This window comes from Massilia sp. TWP1-3-3 (assembly GCF_049897805.1).
Taxonomy (GTDB): domain Bacteria; phylum Pseudomonadota; class Gammaproteobacteria; order Burkholderiales; family Burkholderiaceae_D; genus Telluria_A.
Map to the genome: position 1 here is coordinate 151,567 of NZ_JAFCWX010000002.1, position 19,465 is coordinate 171,031.

At 64.5% G+C, this 19,465-nt stretch carries 14 protein-coding genes; all 14 read left to right on the forward strand.

Annotation, left to right across the window (positions count from 1 at the left end; translation table 11 throughout):
* Nucleotides 1-161 precede the first annotated feature (161 nt).
* Genes ACP7D4_RS02430 through ACP7D4_RS02495 form a run of 14 tightly spaced genes read left to right on the forward strand, consistent with a single transcriptional unit; the run spans nucleotide 162 to nucleotide 19,370 of the window.
* A complete protein-coding gene (locus tag ACP7D4_RS02430; protein ID WP_426207666.1) occupies nucleotides 162-1,685 on the forward strand; it encodes an XrtA system polysaccharide chain length determinant in 1,524 nt (507 codons plus the stop codon).
* A gap of 21 nt (nucleotides 1,686-1,706) precedes the next feature.
* Entirely contained in the window at nucleotides 1,707-2,654 is a 948-nt protein-coding gene (locus ACP7D4_RS02435) for an XrtA-associated tyrosine autokinase (protein ID WP_426101818.1), read from the forward strand.
* Entirely contained in the window at nucleotides 2,635-4,320 is a 1,686-nt protein-coding gene (locus tag ACP7D4_RS02440; RefSeq protein WP_426207667.1) for a TIGR03016 family PEP-CTERM system-associated outer membrane protein, read from the forward strand. Before ACP7D4_RS02435 ends, ACP7D4_RS02440 begins: the two co-directional genes overlap by 20 nt.
* A gap of 16 nt (nucleotides 4,321-4,336) precedes the next feature.
* On the forward strand, nucleotides 4,337-5,365 hold the full coding sequence (locus ACP7D4_RS02445; RefSeq protein WP_426207668.1) for an XrtA/PEP-CTERM system-associated ATPase: 1,029 nt from the start codon (nucleotides 4,337-4,339) through the stop codon (nucleotides 5,363-5,365).
* Nucleotides 5,365-6,255 (forward strand): XrtA system polysaccharide deacetylase, encoded by an 891-nt coding sequence (locus ACP7D4_RS02450; protein ID WP_426101824.1) that lies wholly within the window; start codon nucleotides 5,365-5,367, stop codon nucleotides 6,253-6,255. Before ACP7D4_RS02445 ends, ACP7D4_RS02450 begins: the two co-directional genes overlap by 1 nt.
* A complete protein-coding gene (locus ACP7D4_RS02455; RefSeq protein ID WP_426207669.1) occupies nucleotides 6,252-7,316 on the forward strand; it encodes a FemAB family XrtA/PEP-CTERM system-associated protein in 1,065 nt (354 codons plus the stop codon). The genes ACP7D4_RS02450 and ACP7D4_RS02455 overlap by 4 nt, the downstream gene beginning before the upstream one ends.
* Before the next feature lie 4 nt (nucleotides 7,317-7,320).
* Nucleotides 7,321-8,517, forward strand: coding sequence for a TIGR03087 family PEP-CTERM/XrtA system glycosyltransferase (locus ACP7D4_RS02460; protein ID WP_426207670.1), 1,197 nt, complete (start codon nucleotides 7,321-7,323; stop codon nucleotides 8,515-8,517).
* On the forward strand, nucleotides 8,511-10,061 hold the full coding sequence (gene xrtA / locus ACP7D4_RS02465) for an exosortase A (protein ID WP_426207671.1): 1,551 nt from the start codon (nucleotides 8,511-8,513) through the stop codon (nucleotides 10,059-10,061). Before ACP7D4_RS02460 ends, xrtA begins: the two co-directional genes overlap by 7 nt.
* A gap of 1 nt (nucleotide 10,062) precedes the next feature.
* Nucleotides 10,063-11,241 carry a TIGR03088 family PEP-CTERM/XrtA system glycosyltransferase gene (locus ACP7D4_RS02470; protein WP_426101832.1) on the forward strand — a complete coding sequence of 393 codons (1,179 nt, stop codon included), beginning with the start codon at nucleotides 10,063-10,065 and terminating at the stop codon, nucleotides 11,239-11,241.
* Complete coding sequence (locus ACP7D4_RS02475; protein ID WP_426207672.1) at nucleotides 11,229-13,142, forward strand: XrtA/PEP-CTERM system amidotransferase; 1,914 nt, start codon at nucleotides 11,229-11,231, stop codon at nucleotides 13,140-13,142. The genes ACP7D4_RS02470 and ACP7D4_RS02475 overlap by 13 nt, the downstream gene beginning before the upstream one ends.
* Nucleotides 13,142-14,362 (forward strand): TIGR04063 family PEP-CTERM/XrtA system glycosyltransferase, encoded by a 1,221-nt coding sequence (locus tag ACP7D4_RS02480; protein WP_426207673.1) that lies wholly within the window; start codon nucleotides 13,142-13,144, stop codon nucleotides 14,360-14,362. Before ACP7D4_RS02475 ends, ACP7D4_RS02480 begins: the two co-directional genes overlap by 1 nt.
* Nucleotides 14,359-15,531: a glycosyltransferase family 4 protein gene (locus ACP7D4_RS02485; RefSeq protein ID WP_426207674.1), complete on the forward strand. Its 1,173-nt coding sequence runs from the start codon at nucleotides 14,359-14,361 to the stop codon at nucleotides 15,529-15,531. The genes ACP7D4_RS02480 and ACP7D4_RS02485 overlap by 4 nt, the downstream gene beginning before the upstream one ends.
* The gene (locus ACP7D4_RS02490) at nucleotides 15,524-17,866 is read left to right on the forward strand and encodes a polysaccharide deacetylase family protein (RefSeq protein WP_426101840.1); all 2,343 of its coding nucleotides are present in this window, start codon (nucleotides 15,524-15,526) and stop codon (nucleotides 17,864-17,866) included. Before ACP7D4_RS02485 ends, ACP7D4_RS02490 begins: the two co-directional genes overlap by 8 nt.
* Nucleotides 17,859-19,370, forward strand: a complete 1,512-nt coding sequence (locus ACP7D4_RS02495) for a lipopolysaccharide biosynthesis protein (RefSeq protein WP_426101842.1) — start codon at nucleotides 17,859-17,861, stop codon at nucleotides 19,368-19,370. Before ACP7D4_RS02490 ends, ACP7D4_RS02495 begins: the two co-directional genes overlap by 8 nt.
* Nucleotides 19,371-19,465: the final 95 nt, after the last annotated feature.

Below are 19,465 nucleotides of genomic sequence, written 5' to 3' on the forward strand. Positions count from 1 at the left end.
TAGCAGCAAGATGGGATGGCGCAAGTTATCGCAGGCAAGCTCTACCGAAATTTTCCAGCGCAATTGCAATTGCTTCCCAGTGCAGGCGATGATAGCCGGTATTTCAACCCAGCCGGGCGCACGCGCCTGCTCCAGCATTCTTTGATGGCGAGATTGACAAGATGGCAGAACTGACAGCCGTAATACTGACTTTTTTAAAGGCGATTGGCAAGTACCGTTGGTACGCGATTGCCATTTCCTGGGTCGTGGCCCTGGTCGGCTGGGGCGTTGTGTATTCGCTCCCCAACGATTACCAGGCGTCGGCGCGCGTGTATGTCGATACCCAGAGCGTGCTCAAGCCGCTGCTGGCCGGCATGACCACCCTGCCCAACCTCGACACCCAGGTCATGTTCATGCGCCGCACCCTGATCAGCCGTCCCAACGTCGAGCGCGTCATGGGCATGGTCGACCTGGACCTGACCAACCAGAACGCCAAGCAAAAAGAAAAGAAGATCGACGAGCTGATCGAGAACATCAAGATTCTCGGCACCGAGCGCGACGACATCTACACCATCACCTACAACAACCCCAACCCCAAGCTGGGCAAGGAAGTGGTGCGCTCGCTCTTGACCATTTTCGTCGAAGGCAGTTTCGGCGGCAAGAAGCAGGATGCCGAAAAGGCCGTGCAATTCATCGACGAGCAAATCAAGTCGTATGAAGAAAAGCTGAGCGCGGCCGAAAACGCGCTCAAGGATTTCAAGATCAAGAACATGGGCTTGCTGCCGCGCGGCGGCAACGATTATTCGAGCAGCGTGGTGGCCGCCACCGACCAGCTCAGCCAGGCACGCCTTGAGATGAACGAAGCCGAGCAGGCGCGCAACGCGATCGTACGCCAGATCGGCGGCGGCGGCACGCCGGGCAAGCCGGCCATGATGGCCAATCCCGAGCTCGACGAACGCATCGCGGCCGTCAACAAAAACCTCGACGCGCTGCACATGCAATACACCGAAGCGCACCCAGACATCATCAGCGCCAAGCGCTTGTTGTCCCAGTTGCAGGCGCAAAAGCGCGAAGAAGCGCGCACCCGCGTGCCAAGTTCGGATCCGGGCGCGAGCTACAGCCCGATGCTGCAAACCTTGAAAATTTCCTTGTCCGAAGCTGAAGCGCACGTGGCTTCGCTGCGCGCGCGCGTCGCCGAATACCAGTCGCGCGTGGCGCGCATGCAGTCCCAGAGCACGGCCGCGCCGGAAGTCGAAGCCCAGCTCTCGCAACTGAACCGCGACTATACGGTCAACAAAGAAAATTACCAGAAGCTGGTGGAGCGGCGCGAATCGGCCAAGCTGTCGGGCGACCTGAGTTCGGCCACCGACATGCTGACCTTTCGCGTGATCGACCCGCCCACCGTGCCGTCCAAGCCGGTCGGCCCGAATCGCGCGCGCCTGTTCTCGGTCGTGTTTGTGATGGCGCTGGGCGCCGGCCTGGGCGTCGCCTTGCTGATGAGCCAATTCCGTCCGACCTTCCTCAGCCAGGCCGCGCTGCGCGACGTGACGGGCGTACCGATTCTCGGTTCGATCAGCATGAACTGGACGCCGGCCCAGAAAGCGCGCCAGAAAAAGCGCCTGTACGGCCTGGCGGCCGCGGTGTTCGGGCTGTTCGGCGCCTACGGCACCGTGATGGCGGCCATACTCATCAGACCTCTGGTCTAACCGAAGTAACCGGGGGATATTGTGAGCATTATCGAAAAAGCAGCCCAGCGTTCGCTGGACCAGAAACACGCAGCCCTGGCCAGCGCGGCCGCCAGCGAGATGGCAGCGCCGCCCGAGACGGCAGTTGCAGCAGCGAGCGCCGCCGCGGTGGCCGCAGCGCCAGCGGCGTTCGTTCCCGCAACGCCAGCAGGGCCCGTTCCCGTCGCACCCGCAGCCGAGGCGCCCGCGCCCCCGCGCCAGGGCGCCAAGCGGATCGAACTCGATCTGGCGCACATGCGCGACTCCGGCATGGTCACCGCCGCCAGCGGGCGCACGGCGCTGCTGGAAGACTTTCGCATCATCAAGCGTCCCCTGATCAAGAAAGCCTTTGCCGAGCGCCAGCCGGGCGACAAGCCGGGCAACCTGATCATGATTACCAGCTCGCTGCCGGGCGAAGGCAAGACCTACTGCGCCATCAACCTGGCCATGAGCATTGCCATGGAACTGGACCACACGGTGCTGCTGGTTGACGCCGACGTGGCCCGCCCTTCCGTGTTGCGCGTGCTCGGCCTGCCGGCCCAGCGCGGTCTGATGGATATTTTGCTCGACGACAAAGTTGACATGGGCGACGTCATGCTGCGCACCAACGTCGATACGCTCAGCATCCTGCCGGCGGGCGCGAGCAATGCGCGCGCCACCGAGCTGCTGGCCAGCCAGACGATGAGCGCCTTTGTGACGGAAATCGCCAACCGCTATCCGGACCGGATCGTCATTTTCGATTCGCCGCCGCTGCTGCTCACGAGCGAAGCGCACGTGCTGGCCAGCCACATGGGCCAGATCGTGGTCGTGGTCGAAGCCGAAACCACGACCCAGCACGCGGTCAAGGAATCGCTGCGCCAGCTTGACGGCTTGGCCAACGTCAATCTGATCTATAACAAGACGCGCGAATTTCCTGGCGTGGAAGAAACGTATGACTACCACTATGGCTAAGCTGTCGCGCGCGGTCGCACTGGCCTGGGGACGTCCGCTGGCGCTGTCGGCGCTGTCGGCTATATCGGCTATATCGGCATTCTCGGCCATGTGCTTCGCACCCGCCGCGCGCGCGGTCGATCTCGACAGCATCCAGCGCGGCATTGCCGGGCTCGACGTCGCCAAGACCAGCTACAACAACTGGCACATCGTGCCCACGCTGGACGTGCGCGAAACCTACAGCGACAACGTCACGCTGCAGCCGTCGAACCGCGCCCACGGCCAGTTCATGACCGATATTTCGCCGGGCGTGGTGGTCAGCCACAAGGGCCGCCGCTTGAAGCTTAACGGCCAGTACCAGGCGCACCTGTACGCCCACACGGGCGCGGACTACGGCACGCGCCGTTCGTCGAGCCAGCTGAACGCGGCCGCCAAGGCCGAGCTGGTCGACGACATGGTATTTGTCGACGGCAGCGCCAGCATGCGCCTGCAAAGCATTTCCCCGTTCGGCCCGCAAGTGTCGTCCAACGAGTACGCCAACACCAACAGCGCCAACGTGCGCACCTGGCAAGTCAGCCCCTACATCGTGAACCGCTTCGGACGCATCGCCCGCTCCGAACTGCGCTACCTGCACGACTCGGTCGATGCCGGCAATTCGGGCCTGGGCAGCACCACCGGCGACACGCTCTCGGCTCGCCTTGCCAGCGGCCGCCACTGGGATGACCTGGGCTGGAGCTTGGCCGCGTCCGAACAAAAAATTCACGACAGGGTCCGCAACGACAGCACCATCCGCATGGCCAGCCTGAACCTGAGCTACCAGCTGCGCCCGACCCTGGCCGTGACCGCAGCCGGCTTTTACGACGACTACGATTACGAAGCGGTCGGCGGCGCCAATGGCGGGGGCGGGGGCAGTGGCGGCTTGCGCTGGACGCCAAGCGCGCGCACCAGCGTCGAAGCCAGCGCCGGCCACCGCTATTACGGCCCGAGCCGCTCGTTCAGGGCGCTGCACCGCAGCCGCCGCACCTCGTGGGACATCAGCTATGACGACTCGGTCATCACCACGCGCGCCAGCTTCCTGCGCGCCGGCAGCGTGTTCCCCGGCACCGTCATCCCGCTTCCCGGCGTACCCGGCGGCGTACCCGGCGGCAGCACCGCGGCCGACCTGGGCGGCCTGTTCACCCCCGACGCCCCGCCGGTGATCGCGCCGCCGCCAGTGATTGCGCCCGGCTACCTGAACAACGTGAATTTCTTCAGCAACCGCTACTCGCTGCAAAAGCAGCTGCGCGCGAGCATGTCGCTGCGCGCGGCGCGCACCACCGCCGTGGTCACCTTGTTCAAGCTGCGGCGCGAAGCGCTGTCGGTGCGCGGAGTCGACAGCGCTTTGCTGGGCAACCCGGTGGACACCATCAATGACAACGTCAACCAGGTCGGCCTCAGCACCACCGCCAGCTATCGCCTGTCGCCGCGCTCGAGCCTGAACCTGGCGGCCGACATTACCGACAACGAATCGATCACCACCGGTTTCAAGGCCCGTTCCAGGGCGGCGCGCGTGACGCTGCGCCACCAGCTCGGCCGCAACACCGCCGCCTCGGCCGAACTGCGCCGCGTGAGCGGTGTCTCGGGTCTGACGGCCGGCGCCAGATACACCGAAAACGCGTTGTCGGTTTCTCTCAACATGCAGTTATAGCGGAGTCGACTACGCGATGTATGAATCATTCTATGGCCTTTCGGCCAAACCGTTCCGGCTGCGCCCCGACCCGCACTTCTTTTTCGGAAGCAAGGGCCACAAGCGCGCCATGGCTTACCTCGAGTATGGCCTGTCGCAGGGCGAAGGCTTTATTGTCATTACCGGCGAAGTAGGCGCGGGCAAGACCACGCTGGTGCGCAACCTGTTCAACAATTTGCCGTCCGAGCAAATCGTCGCCGCCCACATCGTCAATACCCACCTCGACTCGGACGACACCTTGCGCATGGTGGTGTCGGCCTTTGGCCTGCCCTACGAAAACGTCAGCAAGGCCGACCTGCTCACGCGCCTGGAAAAATTCCTGCGCCTGTCCGACGAGCAGGGCAAGCGCGCGCTGCTGGTGGTCGACGAGGCGCAAAACCTGAAACCGGGCACGGTCGAAGAACTGCGCATGCTGTCGAACTTCCAGACCGACGACAAGTGCCTGCTGCAAACCTTTCTGATCGGCCAGCCGGAGTTTCGCACCACCTTGCACAGCCCCGGCATGCAGCAGCTGCGCCAGCGCGTCATTGCCAGCTACCATCTGGGCCCGATGGACGCCGAGGAAACGCGCGCCTACATCGAACACCGCCTGAGCACCGTCGGCTGGAAAGGCGACCCGGCCTTTTCAAGCGCGGCGCACGCGGCAATTTTTCACAATAGCGGCGGCATCCCGCGCAAGGTCAACACCTTGTGCGACCGTTTGCTGCTGATGGGCTTTCTGGAAGAGCTGCATGCGTTCGACGAAGCCGAAGTCAATGCCGTGATCGCCGACATCGCCCAGGAATTTGAACTGCCGACCACCCCGGCCGACATCGTCAATGCCGCCAACGCCGCCAACCCGGTCGCTCCGGCGCAGGCGCCGGTGGCGACGGCGGAATCGAACCCGCTGATGGACGAGCGCCTGATGCGCCTGGAAAAGTCGGTGGTGTCCGTCCTGAACATCCTCAAAAAACTCGTGGCCACACCGGCCGGGGCCAACACGCCCCTTAACCACAATAACGAATAATGATCTTAGCCCCTGCCCGACTGCGCGCACCTGGCGCGCCGATTCGTAACGCCATGACGTGCGACGTCGAAGACTATTTCCAGGTGTCCGCCTTTGCGCCCCACATCGACCGCGCCAGCTGGCCTGCGCGCGAATGCCGGGTCGAGGCGAACATCGAACGCATCTTGGCGCTGATGGCCGACGGCGGCGTCTTGGCCACTTTTTTCACGCTGGGCTGGATCGCCGAACGCTATCCAGCGATGGTCAAGCGGATCGCCGCCGCCGGCCATGAAGTGGCCAGCCATGGCTACGGCCACCTGCGCGCGTCCGACCAGAACCTGGCCGAATTCACGCAAGACATCACCAGCAGCAAAAAGCTGCTGGAAGACTTGACCGGCCAGCGCGTGCGCGGCTACCGCGCGCCCAGCTTTTCGATCGGCACCGCCAACCTGTGGGCGCTGGACGCACTGCTGGACGCCGGCTACCAGTACAGCTCAAGTATCTACCCCGTCGAGCACGACCATTACGGCATGCCTGACGCGCCGCGCTTCGCGTTTTATCCGAACGGCGCCGATGGCTTGCTGGAAATTCCGATCACCACCGTCAAGCTGGGCCAGCGCAACCTCCCGGCCGGCGGCGGCGGCTACTTCCGTTTGTTTCCGTACGCCTTGTCGCGCTGGATGATGCGCAAGGTCAACGCCGAAGAAAACGAGTCGGCTATTTTCTATTTCCACCCGTGGGAACTCGACCCGGGCCAGCCAAGGCCGGACGGTGTCGACATCAAGTCGCGCTTTCGCCATTACGTCAACCTGGGCCGCACCGAAGCGCGCATCAAGGCCTTGACGCGCGACTTTTCCTGGGACCGCATGGACAACATTTTTCTCGCGCCCGCCGCGAAGGTAACAGCATGAGCACCATGATTGACACTGCCACCGCCACCACCACGCTGCACCTGCTGCAGCCGAAGGACTACGCGCGCTGGGACGCCTTTGTCGCGGCCACGCCGGACGCCACTTTTTTCCACCGCGCCGGCTGGCAAACCATCATCGAGCGCACCTACGGCCACAAGACCTGGTTTTACTACGCCGAGCAGGACGGCCGCATCGTCGGCATCTTGCCACTGGCGCAAATGAAAAGCCGCATGTTCGGCCACTGGCTGGGCTCGCTGCCGTTTTGCGTACTGGGCGGCATCGTCGCCACCGCCGATGCGGCCCGTCCCCTGCTCGACAACGCCGCCGACCAGCTCGCGCGCCAGCTGGGCGTGGGCCACCTTGAAATGCGCAACCTGGTGCCGGCCCACGCCGACGACAGCAAGTGGCTGCGCAAGGATTTGTACGTCACGTTCCGCAAAGAAATCTCGGGCGACGATGAAGAAAACATGAACGCCATTCCGCGCAAGCAGCGCGCCATGGTGCGCAAGGGCATCAAGCTCGGCCTGACGGGCAAAATCGACCAGGGCGTGGACCGTTTCTTTGCCTGCTACGCGAGCAGCGTTCACCGCCTGGGCACGCCGGTTTTCCCAAAAAAATACTTTTCCATCATCAAGGAAGTGTTTGGCGACGAGTGTGAAATCCGCATCATCGTTCGCGAACAACAATTGATCGGCGCCGTGATGAGCTTTTACTTCCGCGACGAAGTACTGCCTTACTACGGCGGCGGCATGCCGGCCGCGCGCGAAACCGCCGGCAACGACTTCATGTATTGGAACTTGATGCAGGCCGCCGCCGCGCGCGGCGTGCGCATCTTCGACTTTGGCCGCAGCAAGCTGGGCACGGGCGCCTTCGACTTCAAGAAGAACTGGGGCTTTGCGCCCACCCCGCTCGAGTATGAATACCGCCTGTATGCGGCGCCTGAACTGCCGGACAACAATCCCTTGAATCCGAAATACCAGCTGTTCATCAAGATGTGGAAAAAAATGCCGATCGGGCTGGCCAATTTCCTTGGCCCGTTCATCGTCAGGAACCTGGGCTGATTCCGTGGAAAACCTGTTATTGCTGCTCCACCGGATTCCCTACCCGCCCAACAAGGGCGACAAGATCCGCTCCTACCACTTGCTCAAGCACCTGGCGCAGCACTACAAAGTGCACCTGGCAACCTTTGTCGACGACCCCGACGACTGGCAGCACGTGCCGACCGTCAAGGCCATGTGCACCACCAGCCACTTCGCCAAGCTGGGCTGGCTGGGCGGGCGATTGCGCAGCCTGGTCGGCCTGATCGCCGGCCGCTCGCTGTCGTATGACTTTTACCGCGACGCCGGCATGCACGCCTGGGTCGCGCGCACCATGGGCGAGCACAAGATCGACCGGGTGATGGTGTTTTCCTCGCCCATGGCGCAGTACGCGGAAAAGTATCCGCAGGCGCGTCGCGTGGTCGACCTGTGCGACGTCGACTCCGACAAGTGGCGCCAGTACGCCGGCAAGAAGTCCTGGCCCATGAACTGGCTGTACCGGCACGAGGCCGACGCCCTGCTGGCCTACGAGCGCCACGTCGCCAAGACGTGCGACGCCGCGCTGTTCGTCTCCAGCCCCGAGGCCGACCTGTTTCGCACGCTGGCGCCCGAGAGCGACGCCAAGATCGGCTTTTTCAATAATGGCGTCGACACCGACTATTTTTCGCCCGAGCGCCAGTACGAGCGCCCTTATGGCAAGGATGAACGGGTGCTGGTTTTTACCGGCGCCATGGATTACTGGCCGAATATCGACGCCGTGCAGTGGTTCGCCGCCGAAGTCTTCCCCAAGCTGCACGCCGCCATGCCGAAGCTGCGCTTTTGCATCGTCGGCGCGCGCCCGGCCGCCGCCGTGCAGGCGCTCGCGCAGCAGGCAGGCGTGATCGTCACCGGCACCGTGCCTGACGTGCGGCCGTACATCCACCACGCCGATATCGCCGTGGCCCCGCTGCGCATTGCGCGCGGCATTCAGAACAAGGTACTTGAAGCGATGGCCATGGCCCGTCCCGTGATCGTCTCGCCGCAAGCGCTCGAAGGCATCGAAGCGACGCCCGGCAGTGAACTGCTGCTGGCCGACGGCGCCGACGCGTTTATTGCCACCATCACGGGCCTGCTCGGCCTCGAGACGCCAGACGCCAGCCTGGGCGCCGCCGCGCGCGCCAAGGTCGAGCATCAGTACAGCTGGCCAAGCAACCTTGCGCGCATCGAAGCGAGGCTCGAATGCTGATGACCGACACCGCCGCCAGGGACAAGGACGCAAGCCGCGCCCTGCCGACCACGGCCCTGCTGCTGATCGCGCTCGCCTTCCTAGCGCCGTTCCTGTTCTATTTTGCAACCGCCAAATCCATCGTCGAGGTCTGGAACAGTTCCGAGACCTTTGCCCACGGCTACATCATCGTCCCGATCAGCCTGTGGCTGGTGTGGCGCCGGCGCGCCAATTTTGCGGCGCTGCCGCCCGCGCCATGGTGGCCGGCCGTCGGCCTGCTGCTGCTGGTCGGCGCCGGCTGGATGCTGGCCCGCATGGGCGAAGTGCAGGTGGTCGCGCAGTACGCTTTCGTGGCCATGTTCCCTGTCATCGCGCTGGCCATGTTCGGGCGCCGCCTGGCCTGGTCGCTCGCCTTTCCGCTGCTGTTTTTGCTGTTCGCCGTGCCGTTCGGTGAAATCTTCATCGGCCCGCTGATTGAATTTACCGCCGACTTTACCGTCTGGGCGGTGCAGGCGACCGGCATTCCCGTGCTGCGCAACGGCACCCGCTTCGAGCTGCCCACCGGCAGCTGGTCGGTGGTGACCGCCTGCAGCGGCGTGCGCTACCTGATTTCCTCGGTCACCATCGGCTGCCTGTACGCCTATCTGACCTACCGCTCCACCACGCGGCGGGTAGTGTTCATCATCATGTCGATCCTGATGCCGATCCTGGCCAACGGCTTGCGCGCCTACATGATCGTCATGATCGGCCACTACAGCGACATGGCGCTGGCTACCGGCGTGGACCACCTGATCTACGGCTGGATCTTTTTTGGCCTGGTGATGTTCCTGATGTTCTGGGTCGGCAGCTACTGGCGCCAGGACACCGACGCCGAAGCGCAGGCCCTCAGCGCCGCCGCCCACGCCCCCGCCACCCGCCCCGGCGCGCTGCGCAACATGGCGCTGGCCGTGGTGGCTGCGTGTGCGCTGTGGCCTGTTTTTGTGAAGTACAACGACGCCGCCACGCACAACCCGAACCCGGCCAAGCTGGGCGCCATCGCCGTCGCCGGAACCTGGACTGCGGCGCCGGCCTTTAACACCTGGCTGCCGTTCTACCTGCCGGCCGACGACACCTACAGCGGCGCCTTTGCCCAAGCCGGCCTGGCACCGGTCGCGCTCAAGGTCCGGTACTACCGCAACCAGACGCGCGACAAGGCCGTCATCAGTTCGAGCAACCGCATGGCCGGTGAAAAGGATGCATTCCACGAGGCCGGCGGCGCGCTGCGCAGCGAGCAGTTCGGCGCGCGCACCCTGGTGCTGCACGAATCGCGCATGCAGGGTCCGACGGGTAACTTCCTGGTCTGGCACTGGCTCTGGATCGACGGCCAGCCGGTCACCAACGCTTACCTGGGCAAGCTGCGCCAGGCCAAGGTCAAGCTGATGTTTGGCAGCGACGACGGCGCTGCCGTGCTGGTGTCGGCCCCGTACGGCGAGCAGCCCGAGCCCGCCCGCCAGGCGCTGCACGCCTTTTTGGAGGCCAACCTGCCGGCCATTGAAACGTCGCTGGCAAGCGCCAGGAGCCACTAGGATGGGGGCAAAGCTGGAAGCATCCCCCGACGGCCAGGCCAGCCTGGTCGTGCACCTGATTTACCGGCTCGATTTCGGCGGGTTGGAGACGCTGCTGGTTGACTGCATCAACCGCATGCCGGCCCACAAATACCGGCACGCGATCGTCTGCCTGACCGACTACACCGCCTTTGCCGACAAGCTCACCCAGCCCGGCGTGGAACTGTACGCGCTGAACAAGGCACCGGGCCTGGGCCTGGGCACGCACGCGGCGCTGTTCAAGCTGCTGCGCCGCCTGCGCCCGGCCATCCTGCACACCTACAATCTGTCGGCCATCGAATACAGCGTGACGGCGGCGCTGGCCGGGGTGCCGATCCGCATCCATGCCGAACATGGCCGCGACGCCGGCGACCCGCAAGGCTTGAACCGCAAGCACAACCTGCTGCGGCGCCTGATGTCGCCTTTTGTCGACCGCTATGTACCGGTCTCGCTCGACCTGCAGCGCTGGCTGAAAGTCGTGGTCGGCATTGCGCCCGCCAAGGTCGAGTTGATCAACAACGGCGTCGATACCGAGCACTTTCGGCCCGCCCTTGACCTTGCAGCGCCTGCGCATTTTGTGATCGGCACCGTGGGCCGCATCCAGGATGTGAAAAACCAGGCCGGCCTGATCGACGCCTTCATTGCCTTGCGCGCGCTGCTGCCAACCCAGCATGAGCGATTGCGCCTGGTGATCGTCGGCGACGGCCCGCTGCGCGCCAAGCTGGAGGCGCAAGTGGCCGCTGCCGGCATCGGCGACGTGGTGCAGCTGGCCGGCGCGCGCAGCGACATTGCGGACCTGATGCGCGGCTTTTCACTGTTTGCACTCTCGTCGATTGCCGAAGGCACGCCGGTCACGCTGCTCGAAGCAATGGCGTGCCGCCTGCCGGTGGTGTCCACGGCGGTGGGCGGGATTCCCGAATTGATCGACGATGGCGTGTCCGGCACCCTGGTGCCGGCCGGCGACAGCGCCGCCATGGCCGCCGCACTGGCGCGCTACGCCGGCGACGCCGCGCTGGCTGCGCGCCACGGCGCTGCCGCGCGCTTACGCATCGAAGCGCACAACAGCGTGAGCGCCATGGTGCAGGCCTATGTGGCGCTGTACGATGCACTACGCAAAACCAAATTGAACCTGAAAGAAACCATTACACCATGTGCGGAATAGTCGGATTATTTGACATGCGCGGCGGGCGCGAGATTGATCGCGCCACGCTGCACCGGATGAACGAGTCGCAGTTCCATCGCGGCCCGGTCGAAGGCGGCCTGCATCTTGAGCCGGGCCTGGGCTTTGGTCACCGCCGCCTGTCGATCATCGACCTGGCGTCGGGCCAGCAGCCGCTATTCAACGAAGACCACAGCGTGGTGGTCGTCTTCAACGGCGAGATCTACAATTTCCAGGCGCTGATGGTCGAACTGCAAGCGCTCGGCCACACCTTCCGCACCCATTGCGACACCGAAGTCATCGTCCACGCATGGGAACAGTGGGGCGAAGCGTGCGTACCGCGCCTGCGCGGCATGTTCGCCTTCACCATCTGGGACCGCAATGCCCAAGTGCTGTTCATGGCGCGCGACCGGCTCGGCATCAAGCCGATGCACTACGCTTTTCTGCCTGACGGCATGCTCGCCTTCGGCTCCGAATTGAAAACATTGCTGTGCCTGCCGAACCTGTCGCGCGAGATCGATCCGCGCGCGGTGGAAGACTATTTCGCCTACGGTTACGTGCCCGAGCCGCGCACCATCTTCACCAGTGCACTCAAACTCATGCCGGGCCACACGCTCACGCTGAGAGTCGGCCAGGCCGCGCCGCCGCCAAAAAAATACTGGGACGTGCCGTTCACGCCGCACGCACCGATGCGCGACGAAGAGATGGAAGAAGAACTCGTGGTGCGCCTGCGCGAAGCGGTGGCTAGCCACCTGATCGCCGACGTACCGCTAGGCGCCTTTTTGTCGGGCGGCGTCGATTCGAGCGCGGTGGTGGCGATGATGGCCGGCCTGTCGCGCGAACCGGTCAACACGTGCTCGATCGGCTTTAACGACACCAGCTTCGACGAGTCGGTGTATGCGCAGCAGGTGGCCGATCAATACCATACCAACCACCAGCGCGAAATCGTCGACACCGACGACTATGGCCTGATCGACACCCTGGCCGCGCTGTACGACGAGCCGTATGCCGACAGTTCGGCCATTCCCACCTACCGGGTCTGCGAACTGGCACGAAAGCGCGTGACGGTGGCGCTGTCAGGCGACGGCGGCGACGAAAACTTTGCCGGCTACCGCCGCCACCGCTTTGCGATGGGCGAAGAAAAAGTGCGCTCGATGATGCCGCTCACGTTGCGCAAACCGCTGTTTGGCATGCTCGGCAAAGTCTATCCAAAAGCTGACTGGGCGCCGCAGATGTTCCGCGCCAAGACCACCTTTGAAGCGCTGGCGCGCGACCTGGTCGAGGGCTACTTCCATGGCGTGTCGATCCAGGCTGACCGCGTGCGCGACAATTTGTTCTCGGACGCCTTCCGCACCCGCCTGCAGGGCTACCGCGCGATTGAAGTGATGCGCGGCCACGCGGCCAATGCGCCGACCGACGACCCGCTCTCGATCATCCAGTACATCGACATGAAGACCTACCTGCCGGGCGACATCCTGACCAAGGTCGACCGCGCCAGCATGGCGCACGCGCTTGAAGTGCGGGTGCCGCTGCTGGACCATCAGTTTGTGGAATGGGTGTCGGGGCTGCCCTCCTCGTCCAAGCTGCGCAACGGCGAAGGCAAGCACGTGTTCAAGCAGGCCCTGAAACCCTACCTGTCGGACGACATCCTGTACCGTAAAAAGATGGGTTTTTCGATCCCGCTGGGCGCCTGGCTGCGCGGCCCGCTGCGCGAATCCATGCGCCGCGCCGTCCTCAATCCGGCGCTGCTGGAAACCGGCATTTTTAACGAAACCTACCTCAAGCAAATGATCGATCAGCACCAATCCGGCGCCAAGGACCACACCGTATCGCTGTGGTCAGTACTGATGTTCGAAGCCTTCCTGCGCAAGAACGGGGCATCGGCCGCGGCGGGGAGCCACTGATGCGCATTCTGCACGTACTGGACCACTCGATCCCGCTGCACAGCGGCTACACCTTTCGCACCCGCTCCATCTTGCGCGAGCAGCAGGCGCTCGGCTGGGAGACGTTCCACGTGACCGGCTCCAAGCAGGGCGGCGGGGCGAACCCCACGCTGGAAGAAGACGTCGACGGCCTGCACTTTTACCGCACGCCGCGCAGCGACGGCTTTCTGGCCAAGCTGCCGGTGCTCAACCAGAAGGAAGTCATCGACGGCCTGGAACAGCGCCTGTGCCAGATCATCCCGCAGATCAAGCCCGACGTGCTGCACGCGCATTCGCCCAGCCTGAACGCGATCGCCGCCCTGCGCGCCGGTAAAAAATTCGGTATCCCGGTGGTGTACGAAGTGCGCGCTTTCTGGGAAGACGCCGCCGTCGACCATGGCACGGCCAAGGAAAACGGCCTGCGCTACAAGCTCACGCGCGCGCTCGAAACCTATGCCCTCAAAAACGCCAGCGCCGTGACCACTATCTGCGAAGGCCTGCGGCGCGACATCGTCGCGCGCGGCATCCCCGCCGACAAGGTGACGGTGATCCCGAACGCGGTCGACATCGACAAGTTTGCCGTGGGCGGCGTGGCCGACCTCGCGCTCAAGCACAAGCTTGGCCTGCAGGACATGCGCCTGATCGGCTTCATCGGCTCGTTCTATGCCTATGAAGGCCTGGACGTGCTGCTGCGCGCCGTGCCGGCCATGCTGGCCACATTGCCAAACCTGCGCGTACTGCTGGTTGGCGGCGGCCCGCAGGACGCGCAGCTGCGCCAGCTGGCGACGGAACTGAACATCGCCGACAAGGTCGTCTTCACGGGCCGCGTGCCGCACGAGCAGGTGCAGCAGTACTACGACCTGCTCGACGTGCTGGTTTACCCGCGCCTGTCGATGCGCCTGACCGACCTGGTCACGCCATTAAAGCCACTGGAAGCGATGGCCCAGGGCCGCGTCCTGGCCGCGTCCGACGTGGGCGGCCACCTGGAATTGATCGAGCATGGCAAGACCGGCGTGCTGTTCAAGGCGGACGACCCGCAGTCGCTGGCCGACAACGTGGGCGCGCTGCTGGCCGCGCAAGAGAGCTGGCCGGCGCTGCGCGCCAACGGGCGCACCTTTGTGGAAAATGAGCGCAACTGGCCCATCAGCGTGGCGCGCTACAAAAAAATCTATGGCGGCCTGACGGGATTGCCCACCGCATGAAGATCCTGACGTTCAGCACGCTGTTTCCCAACACGGAAAAGCCCGGCCACGGGATTTTCGTTGAAACACGCCTGCGCCACCTGGTCGCCAGCGGCCAGGTCGAATCACGCGTGGTGGCGCCCGTGCCCTGGTTCCCCGGCCACTACACCGAGTTTCGCAAGGTGCCGGCCAGCGAAACGCGCAGTGGCATTGCCGCGCAGCACCCGCGCTACTTGACGCTGCCCAAAATCGGCATGAACATCGCGCCGGCGCTGCTGGCGGCCGGCGCGCGCGCCAGCGTCGCGCGCCTGCTCGACGAAGGCTTCGACTTCGACCTGATCGACGCGCACTATTTTTATCCGGACGGCGTGGCTGCGGCCATGCTGGGCAAATACTTCAACAAGCCGGTGGTGATCACCGCGCGCGGCTCCGACATTACCCAGCTGCCCGGCTTTCCCCTGCCGCGCAAGATGATCATGTGGGCCGCCAAGCGCGCCGCCGGCGTGATCACCGTGTGCCACGCGCTGCGCGACGAAGTCATTGCGCTGGGCGTCGATCCGGCGCGCGTGACGTCCTTGCGCAATGGCGTCGACCTGAACTTGTTCCAGCCGGTGGAGCGCGAAGCAGTGCGCGCCCGCCTGGGCCTCCCCGGTTTTACGCTGCTGGCCGTGGGCCACCTGGTGCCCGTCAAGGCGCAGCAGCTGGCCGTGGCCGCGCTGGCCGAACTGCCGGACGTGCGCCTGCTCATCGCCGGCAATGGCCCCAACCGCGGCATGCTCGAGCAGCTCGCGCGCGAGCTGAAAGTGAGCGACCGTTTGAGCATGCTGGGCGCGCTGCCGCAGTCGCAACTGCGCGACTACTATGGCGCCGCCGACGCGCTGGTGCTGCCGTCCGAACGCGAAGGCTGGGCCAACGTCCTGTTAGAAGCCATGGCGTGCGGCACGCCGGTGATTGCCAGCCGCGTGTGGGGCACGCCGGAAGTGGTGGCCGCACCCGAAGCGGGCTTGCTGATGGAAGAGCGCACGCCGCAAGGCCTGGCTGCGGCCGTACGCGCGCTGCGCGCCAACTACCCCGACCGCGCCGCCACGCGCCGCTATGCCGAGCGTTTCAGCTGGGACGACACCACCGCCGGCCAGCTTGCGCTGTTTCGCGCCATACTCGCCGCCAAAGGGGCCGCCGCTTATGCGTGATTCCTTCAGCGCGCGCGCCGGCCGGCGCCTGATCCGCACGCTGGGCGACGCAATCGCACCGGGCGGCGTGGGCAAGGGGCGCGTGTGCGTGGTCAATTACCACCGCATTCTGGAAGCAAAAGATCCGCTGCTCGAATCGGAACCGGACGTGGCCACCTTCCGCTGGCAAATGCAGCTGCTGGCCGAATGCTTCAATGTGCTGCCGCTGTCGGAGGCCATTGCCATGCTTGGCACGGCGCGCATGCCGCCGCGCGCGGTGTGCATCACCTTTGACGACGGCTACCGCTCGGTGCACGACCTGGCGCTGCCGATTTTGAAGCAATTTAAGCTGCCGGCCACGGTGTTCGTGACCAGCGGCTATGTCGGTGGCGGCAATATGTGGAACGACCGCATCATCGAAGCGGTGCAGAACCTGCCGGCCGGGCAGCTGGACCTGCGCGAACTGGGCCTGGGCGCTTACTCTCTGGCCAGCCTGGGCGACCGCCAGCAAACCGTCGGCAAGCTGACCGAAGCATCCAAGTACCTGCCGCCGCAGGCGCGCCTGGACCTGATCAAGCGGCTCGAAGTACTGGTCGGCGAAGACCTCGACCACGACCTCATGCTCACGCCCGAGATGGTGGTCAACCTGGATCGCGCCGGCATCGAGATCGGCGCCCACACCATCTCGCATCCGATCCTCACCAGCTTGACCGACGACAGTTCGCGCCTTGAAATCGCGGGCGGCAAAAAGGAACTGGAAGCGATCATCGGCAAACCGGTCCAGCTGTTCGCCTACCCGAACGGCAAGGTCGGCAAGGACTACGACCAGCGCCACACGCAAATGGCCAAGGAAGCCGGGTTTTCGGCCGCCTTTACCACGGCCATTGGCGCGGTAACCAGCGGCGCCGACCGCTTCCAGCTGCCGCGCAGCCGGCCGTGGGACAAGACGCCTTTTTTGTTCGGCCTGCGTTTGATCCGCTGGCTGGGCTGGGACGAGCGCCATCCGGCCAGTGCCGGCTATCCCGACTACGACATCCATACCACGACCCGGCGCGCCGACGCGCACGAAGCCGGGCAGGCACCGCACCCCGGAACACCGCAGATGACCCACCGAGTTTTACTGACCGCTTTCCACTTCCCGCCGCAGGCGGCGAGCAGCGGCATCCAGCGCACGCTGTCGTTTTCACGCCACCTGGGCCACAACGGCTGGGAACCGATGGTGCTCTCGGCCAGCCCGCGCGCCTACAACGAAAAAAACGCCTCGCAGCTGGCCAGCGTGCCCAAGAACCTGGTCGTGCGGCGCGCCTTTGCGCTCGACACCAAGCGCCACCTGGGCATCAAGGGCCGCTACCCCGAAGCGCTGGCCTTGCCGGACCGCTGGATCTCATGGTGGTTCGCGGCCGTGCCGGCCGGCCTGTCGCTGATCCGTACCTACAAGCCGGACGTGCTCTGGTCTACCTTCCCGATCGCCACCTCGCATCTGATCGCGCTGGCCCTGCACCGCGTGACGGGCCTGCCGTGGGTGGCGGATTTTCGCGACCCCATGCTGCAAAGCTCGTACCCGGTGTCCAAACCGCAGCGCGCCGTGTATGGCTGGATCGAACGCCAGACCATCACGCGCTGCAGCGCGGCCGTGTTTACCACGCACAGCGCGATGGTCTCGTACCGCGAACGCTTCCCCAGCCTGCCCCCTGAAAAATTCTCGGTCATCGAGAACGGCTACGACGAAGACGGTTTCGGCGACGCCGTGCCGGTGGCAACCGTGCCGGGCGAGCGCCTGACGCTGATCCACAGCGGCGTGCTGTATGACGGCGGGCGCGACCCGTCGCCATTCCTGGCGGCGCTGGCCACGCTGCGCGGCGAAGGCAAACTCTGTGCGGCATCGCTGCGCGTGGTGCTGCGCGCCCCGGGCGACGTAGCGGCCATGGGCGCGCTGGTGGACAAATACCAGGTGGGCGACATCGTTAAGGTCGAGCCGTCGGTGCCGTACCGCGAAGCGCTGCAGGAAATGCTGGCCGCCGACGGCCTGATCGTGTTCCAGGGTACGCCCTTCAACACCCAGATCCCGGCCAAGATCTACGAATACTTCCGCGCCCGCAAACCAATTCTGGGGCTGGTAGACACCAGCGGCGAGACGGCGCGCGTGCTGCGCACGGCCGGCTTTGACGCCATTGCGCAGATGGACAGCAGCGCGTCCATCGTCCCGGTGCTCGAACGCCTGCTCGGCCAGATCCGCGCCGGCCAGGCCTATGTCGCGACCGAGGCGCTGATTGCCTCGTCCTCGCGCACGCACCGTGCCAGCCAGCTGGCGCAGGTGCTCAACCAGGTTACGAAAGGCAGCGTTCCCATTGACTGATATTGATAAAAAAATCGCGCGGGGCGCGGCCTGGATGCTTGCCTTCAAGATGTCCGACAAGGTCATCGGGCTGCTGAGCACCGTGGTGCTGGCGCGCATGCTCTCGCCGGCCGACTTTGGCCTGGTCGCCATGGCGATGATTCTGATCAGCGCGCTCGAACTGCTCATTTCCTTCGGCTTTGACGTCAGCCTGATCAGCAACCCGCATGCCGGGCGCAACGAATTTGACACCGCCTGGACCTTCACGGCCTTGTTTTCCACCGCTTGCGCCTTCATCCTGGCCTTGTTGGCAATACCCGCAGCCAATTTTTACCACGAACCGCGCCTGCAAGTGGTGGTCTACGTGCTCGCGTTTGCTTTTGCCGTGCAAGGCTGGGCGAATATCGGGCCCGTGATTTTCCGCCGCGAAATGCGCTTCGACCAGGAATTCAAGTTTTTGCTGAGCAAGCGCTTGTCGACGGTGCTGGTCACCATTCCCCTTGCTTTGTACATGCAAAACTACTGGGCGCTGGTGTACGGGCAGCTGGCCGGTACCATCCTCTCGTTCGTGATGTCGTATGTCGTGAGCGACTACCGGCCGCGCCTGTCGCTGGCGGCGAAAACCGAGTTGTTCCACAGCTCCAAGTGGCTGGTCTTGAACAACCTGATGGCCTTTATCCGCAACAACGCCGCGCAATTTTGCATCGGCCGCATTGCCGGCTCGCAGACGCTGGGCGTGTATTCCGTCGCGGCGGAAATTTCCTCGATGCCCACCACGGAACTGGTCGCCCCCATCAACCGCGCCGCCTTTCCCGGCTACGCCAAGGCTGCTACCGACCTGGCGGTGCTGCGCAACAGTTTCCTGAAAGTGATTTCCTCGATCGCTCTGTTTGCGGTGCCTGCGGGCTTGGGCATCATGGCCGTGGCCGACTTGCTGGTGCCCACGGTGCTCGGCTGGAAATGGATGGATGCGGTGCCGGTGATCCAAGTCATGGCCGTGTATGGCGTGATCCAGGCGGTGCAGACCAACATTGGCTACGTCTATCTTGCGCAAGGCAATATGCGCCTGGTCACCATCATTGGCGCCGTGCAAGCCGTGCTGGTGCTGGTGCTGCTCATTCCATCGGTGTATTACTGGGGCGTGCTGGGTGCGGCCTGGGCGTCGCTGGGGACCATCATCATCATGGTGCCGGTCAACCAGATGCTGATTGCCCGCTGCCTGGACCTGTCGGGCACCGAGTTCGCGAAAAAGCTGGTGCGCCCGCTGCTGGCGGGGCTGCTGATGGCGGGCGTCGTGCTGCTGCTCAAGAGCACCTTCACGCTGCGCCAGGTGACGCTCGACTACATGCTGGCCCTGCTGCTATGCGTGGCGGTTGGCGCGCTGGTGTACGGCGCGGCGATCTACCTGCTGTGGCGCATGGCCGGCGCCCCGGAAGGGCCTGAGCATTTTTGCGTGCTCAAGCTGGAACAAGTGCTGGGCAAGGTTGGTATCAAGCTTAGCCTGGCTCCGGGTGCCCGGTCCTAAAGGAGCAAGAAGCGTAGGTCGGATAAGCGTCGCGCAATCCGACAGGCGTCGCGTTGACGCACGTCGGATTGCGCGGACGCTTATCCGACCTACGC

Bases quoted from the DNA above. Each gene is read 5' to 3' on its own strand.
- ACP7D4_RS02430 (WP_426207666.1), top strand. From the start codon at position 162: ATGGCAGAACTGACAGCCGTAATACTGACTTTTTTAAAGGCGATTGGC.
- ACP7D4_RS02440 (WP_426207667.1), top strand. From the start codon at position 2,635: ATGACTACCACTATGGCTAAGCTGTCGCGCGCGGTCGCACTGGCCTGG.
- ACP7D4_RS02445 (WP_426207668.1), top strand. From the start codon at position 4,337: ATGTATGAATCATTCTATGGCCTTTCGGCCAAACCGTTCCGGCTGCGC.
- ACP7D4_RS02450 (WP_426101824.1), top strand. From the start codon at position 5,365: ATGATCTTAGCCCCTGCCCGACTGCGCGCACCTGGCGCGCCGATTCGT.
- ACP7D4_RS02455 (WP_426207669.1), top strand. From the start codon at position 6,252: ATGAGCACCATGATTGACACTGCCACCGCCACCACCACGCTGCACCTG.
- xrtA (WP_426207671.1), top strand. From the start codon at position 8,511: ATGCTGATGACCGACACCGCCGCCAGGGACAAGGACGCAAGCCGCGCC.
- ACP7D4_RS02470 (WP_426101832.1), top strand. From the start codon at position 10,063: ATGGGGGCAAAGCTGGAAGCATCCCCCGACGGCCAGGCCAGCCTGGTC.
- ACP7D4_RS02475 (WP_426207672.1), top strand. From the start codon at position 11,229: ATGTGCGGAATAGTCGGATTATTTGACATGCGCGGCGGGCGCGAGATT.
- ACP7D4_RS02480 (WP_426207673.1), top strand. From the start codon at position 13,142: ATGCGCATTCTGCACGTACTGGACCACTCGATCCCGCTGCACAGCGGC.
- ACP7D4_RS02485 (WP_426207674.1), top strand. From the start codon at position 14,359: ATGAAGATCCTGACGTTCAGCACGCTGTTTCCCAACACGGAAAAGCCC.
- ACP7D4_RS02490 (WP_426101840.1), top strand. From the start codon at position 15,524: ATGCGTGATTCCTTCAGCGCGCGCGCCGGCCGGCGCCTGATCCGCACG.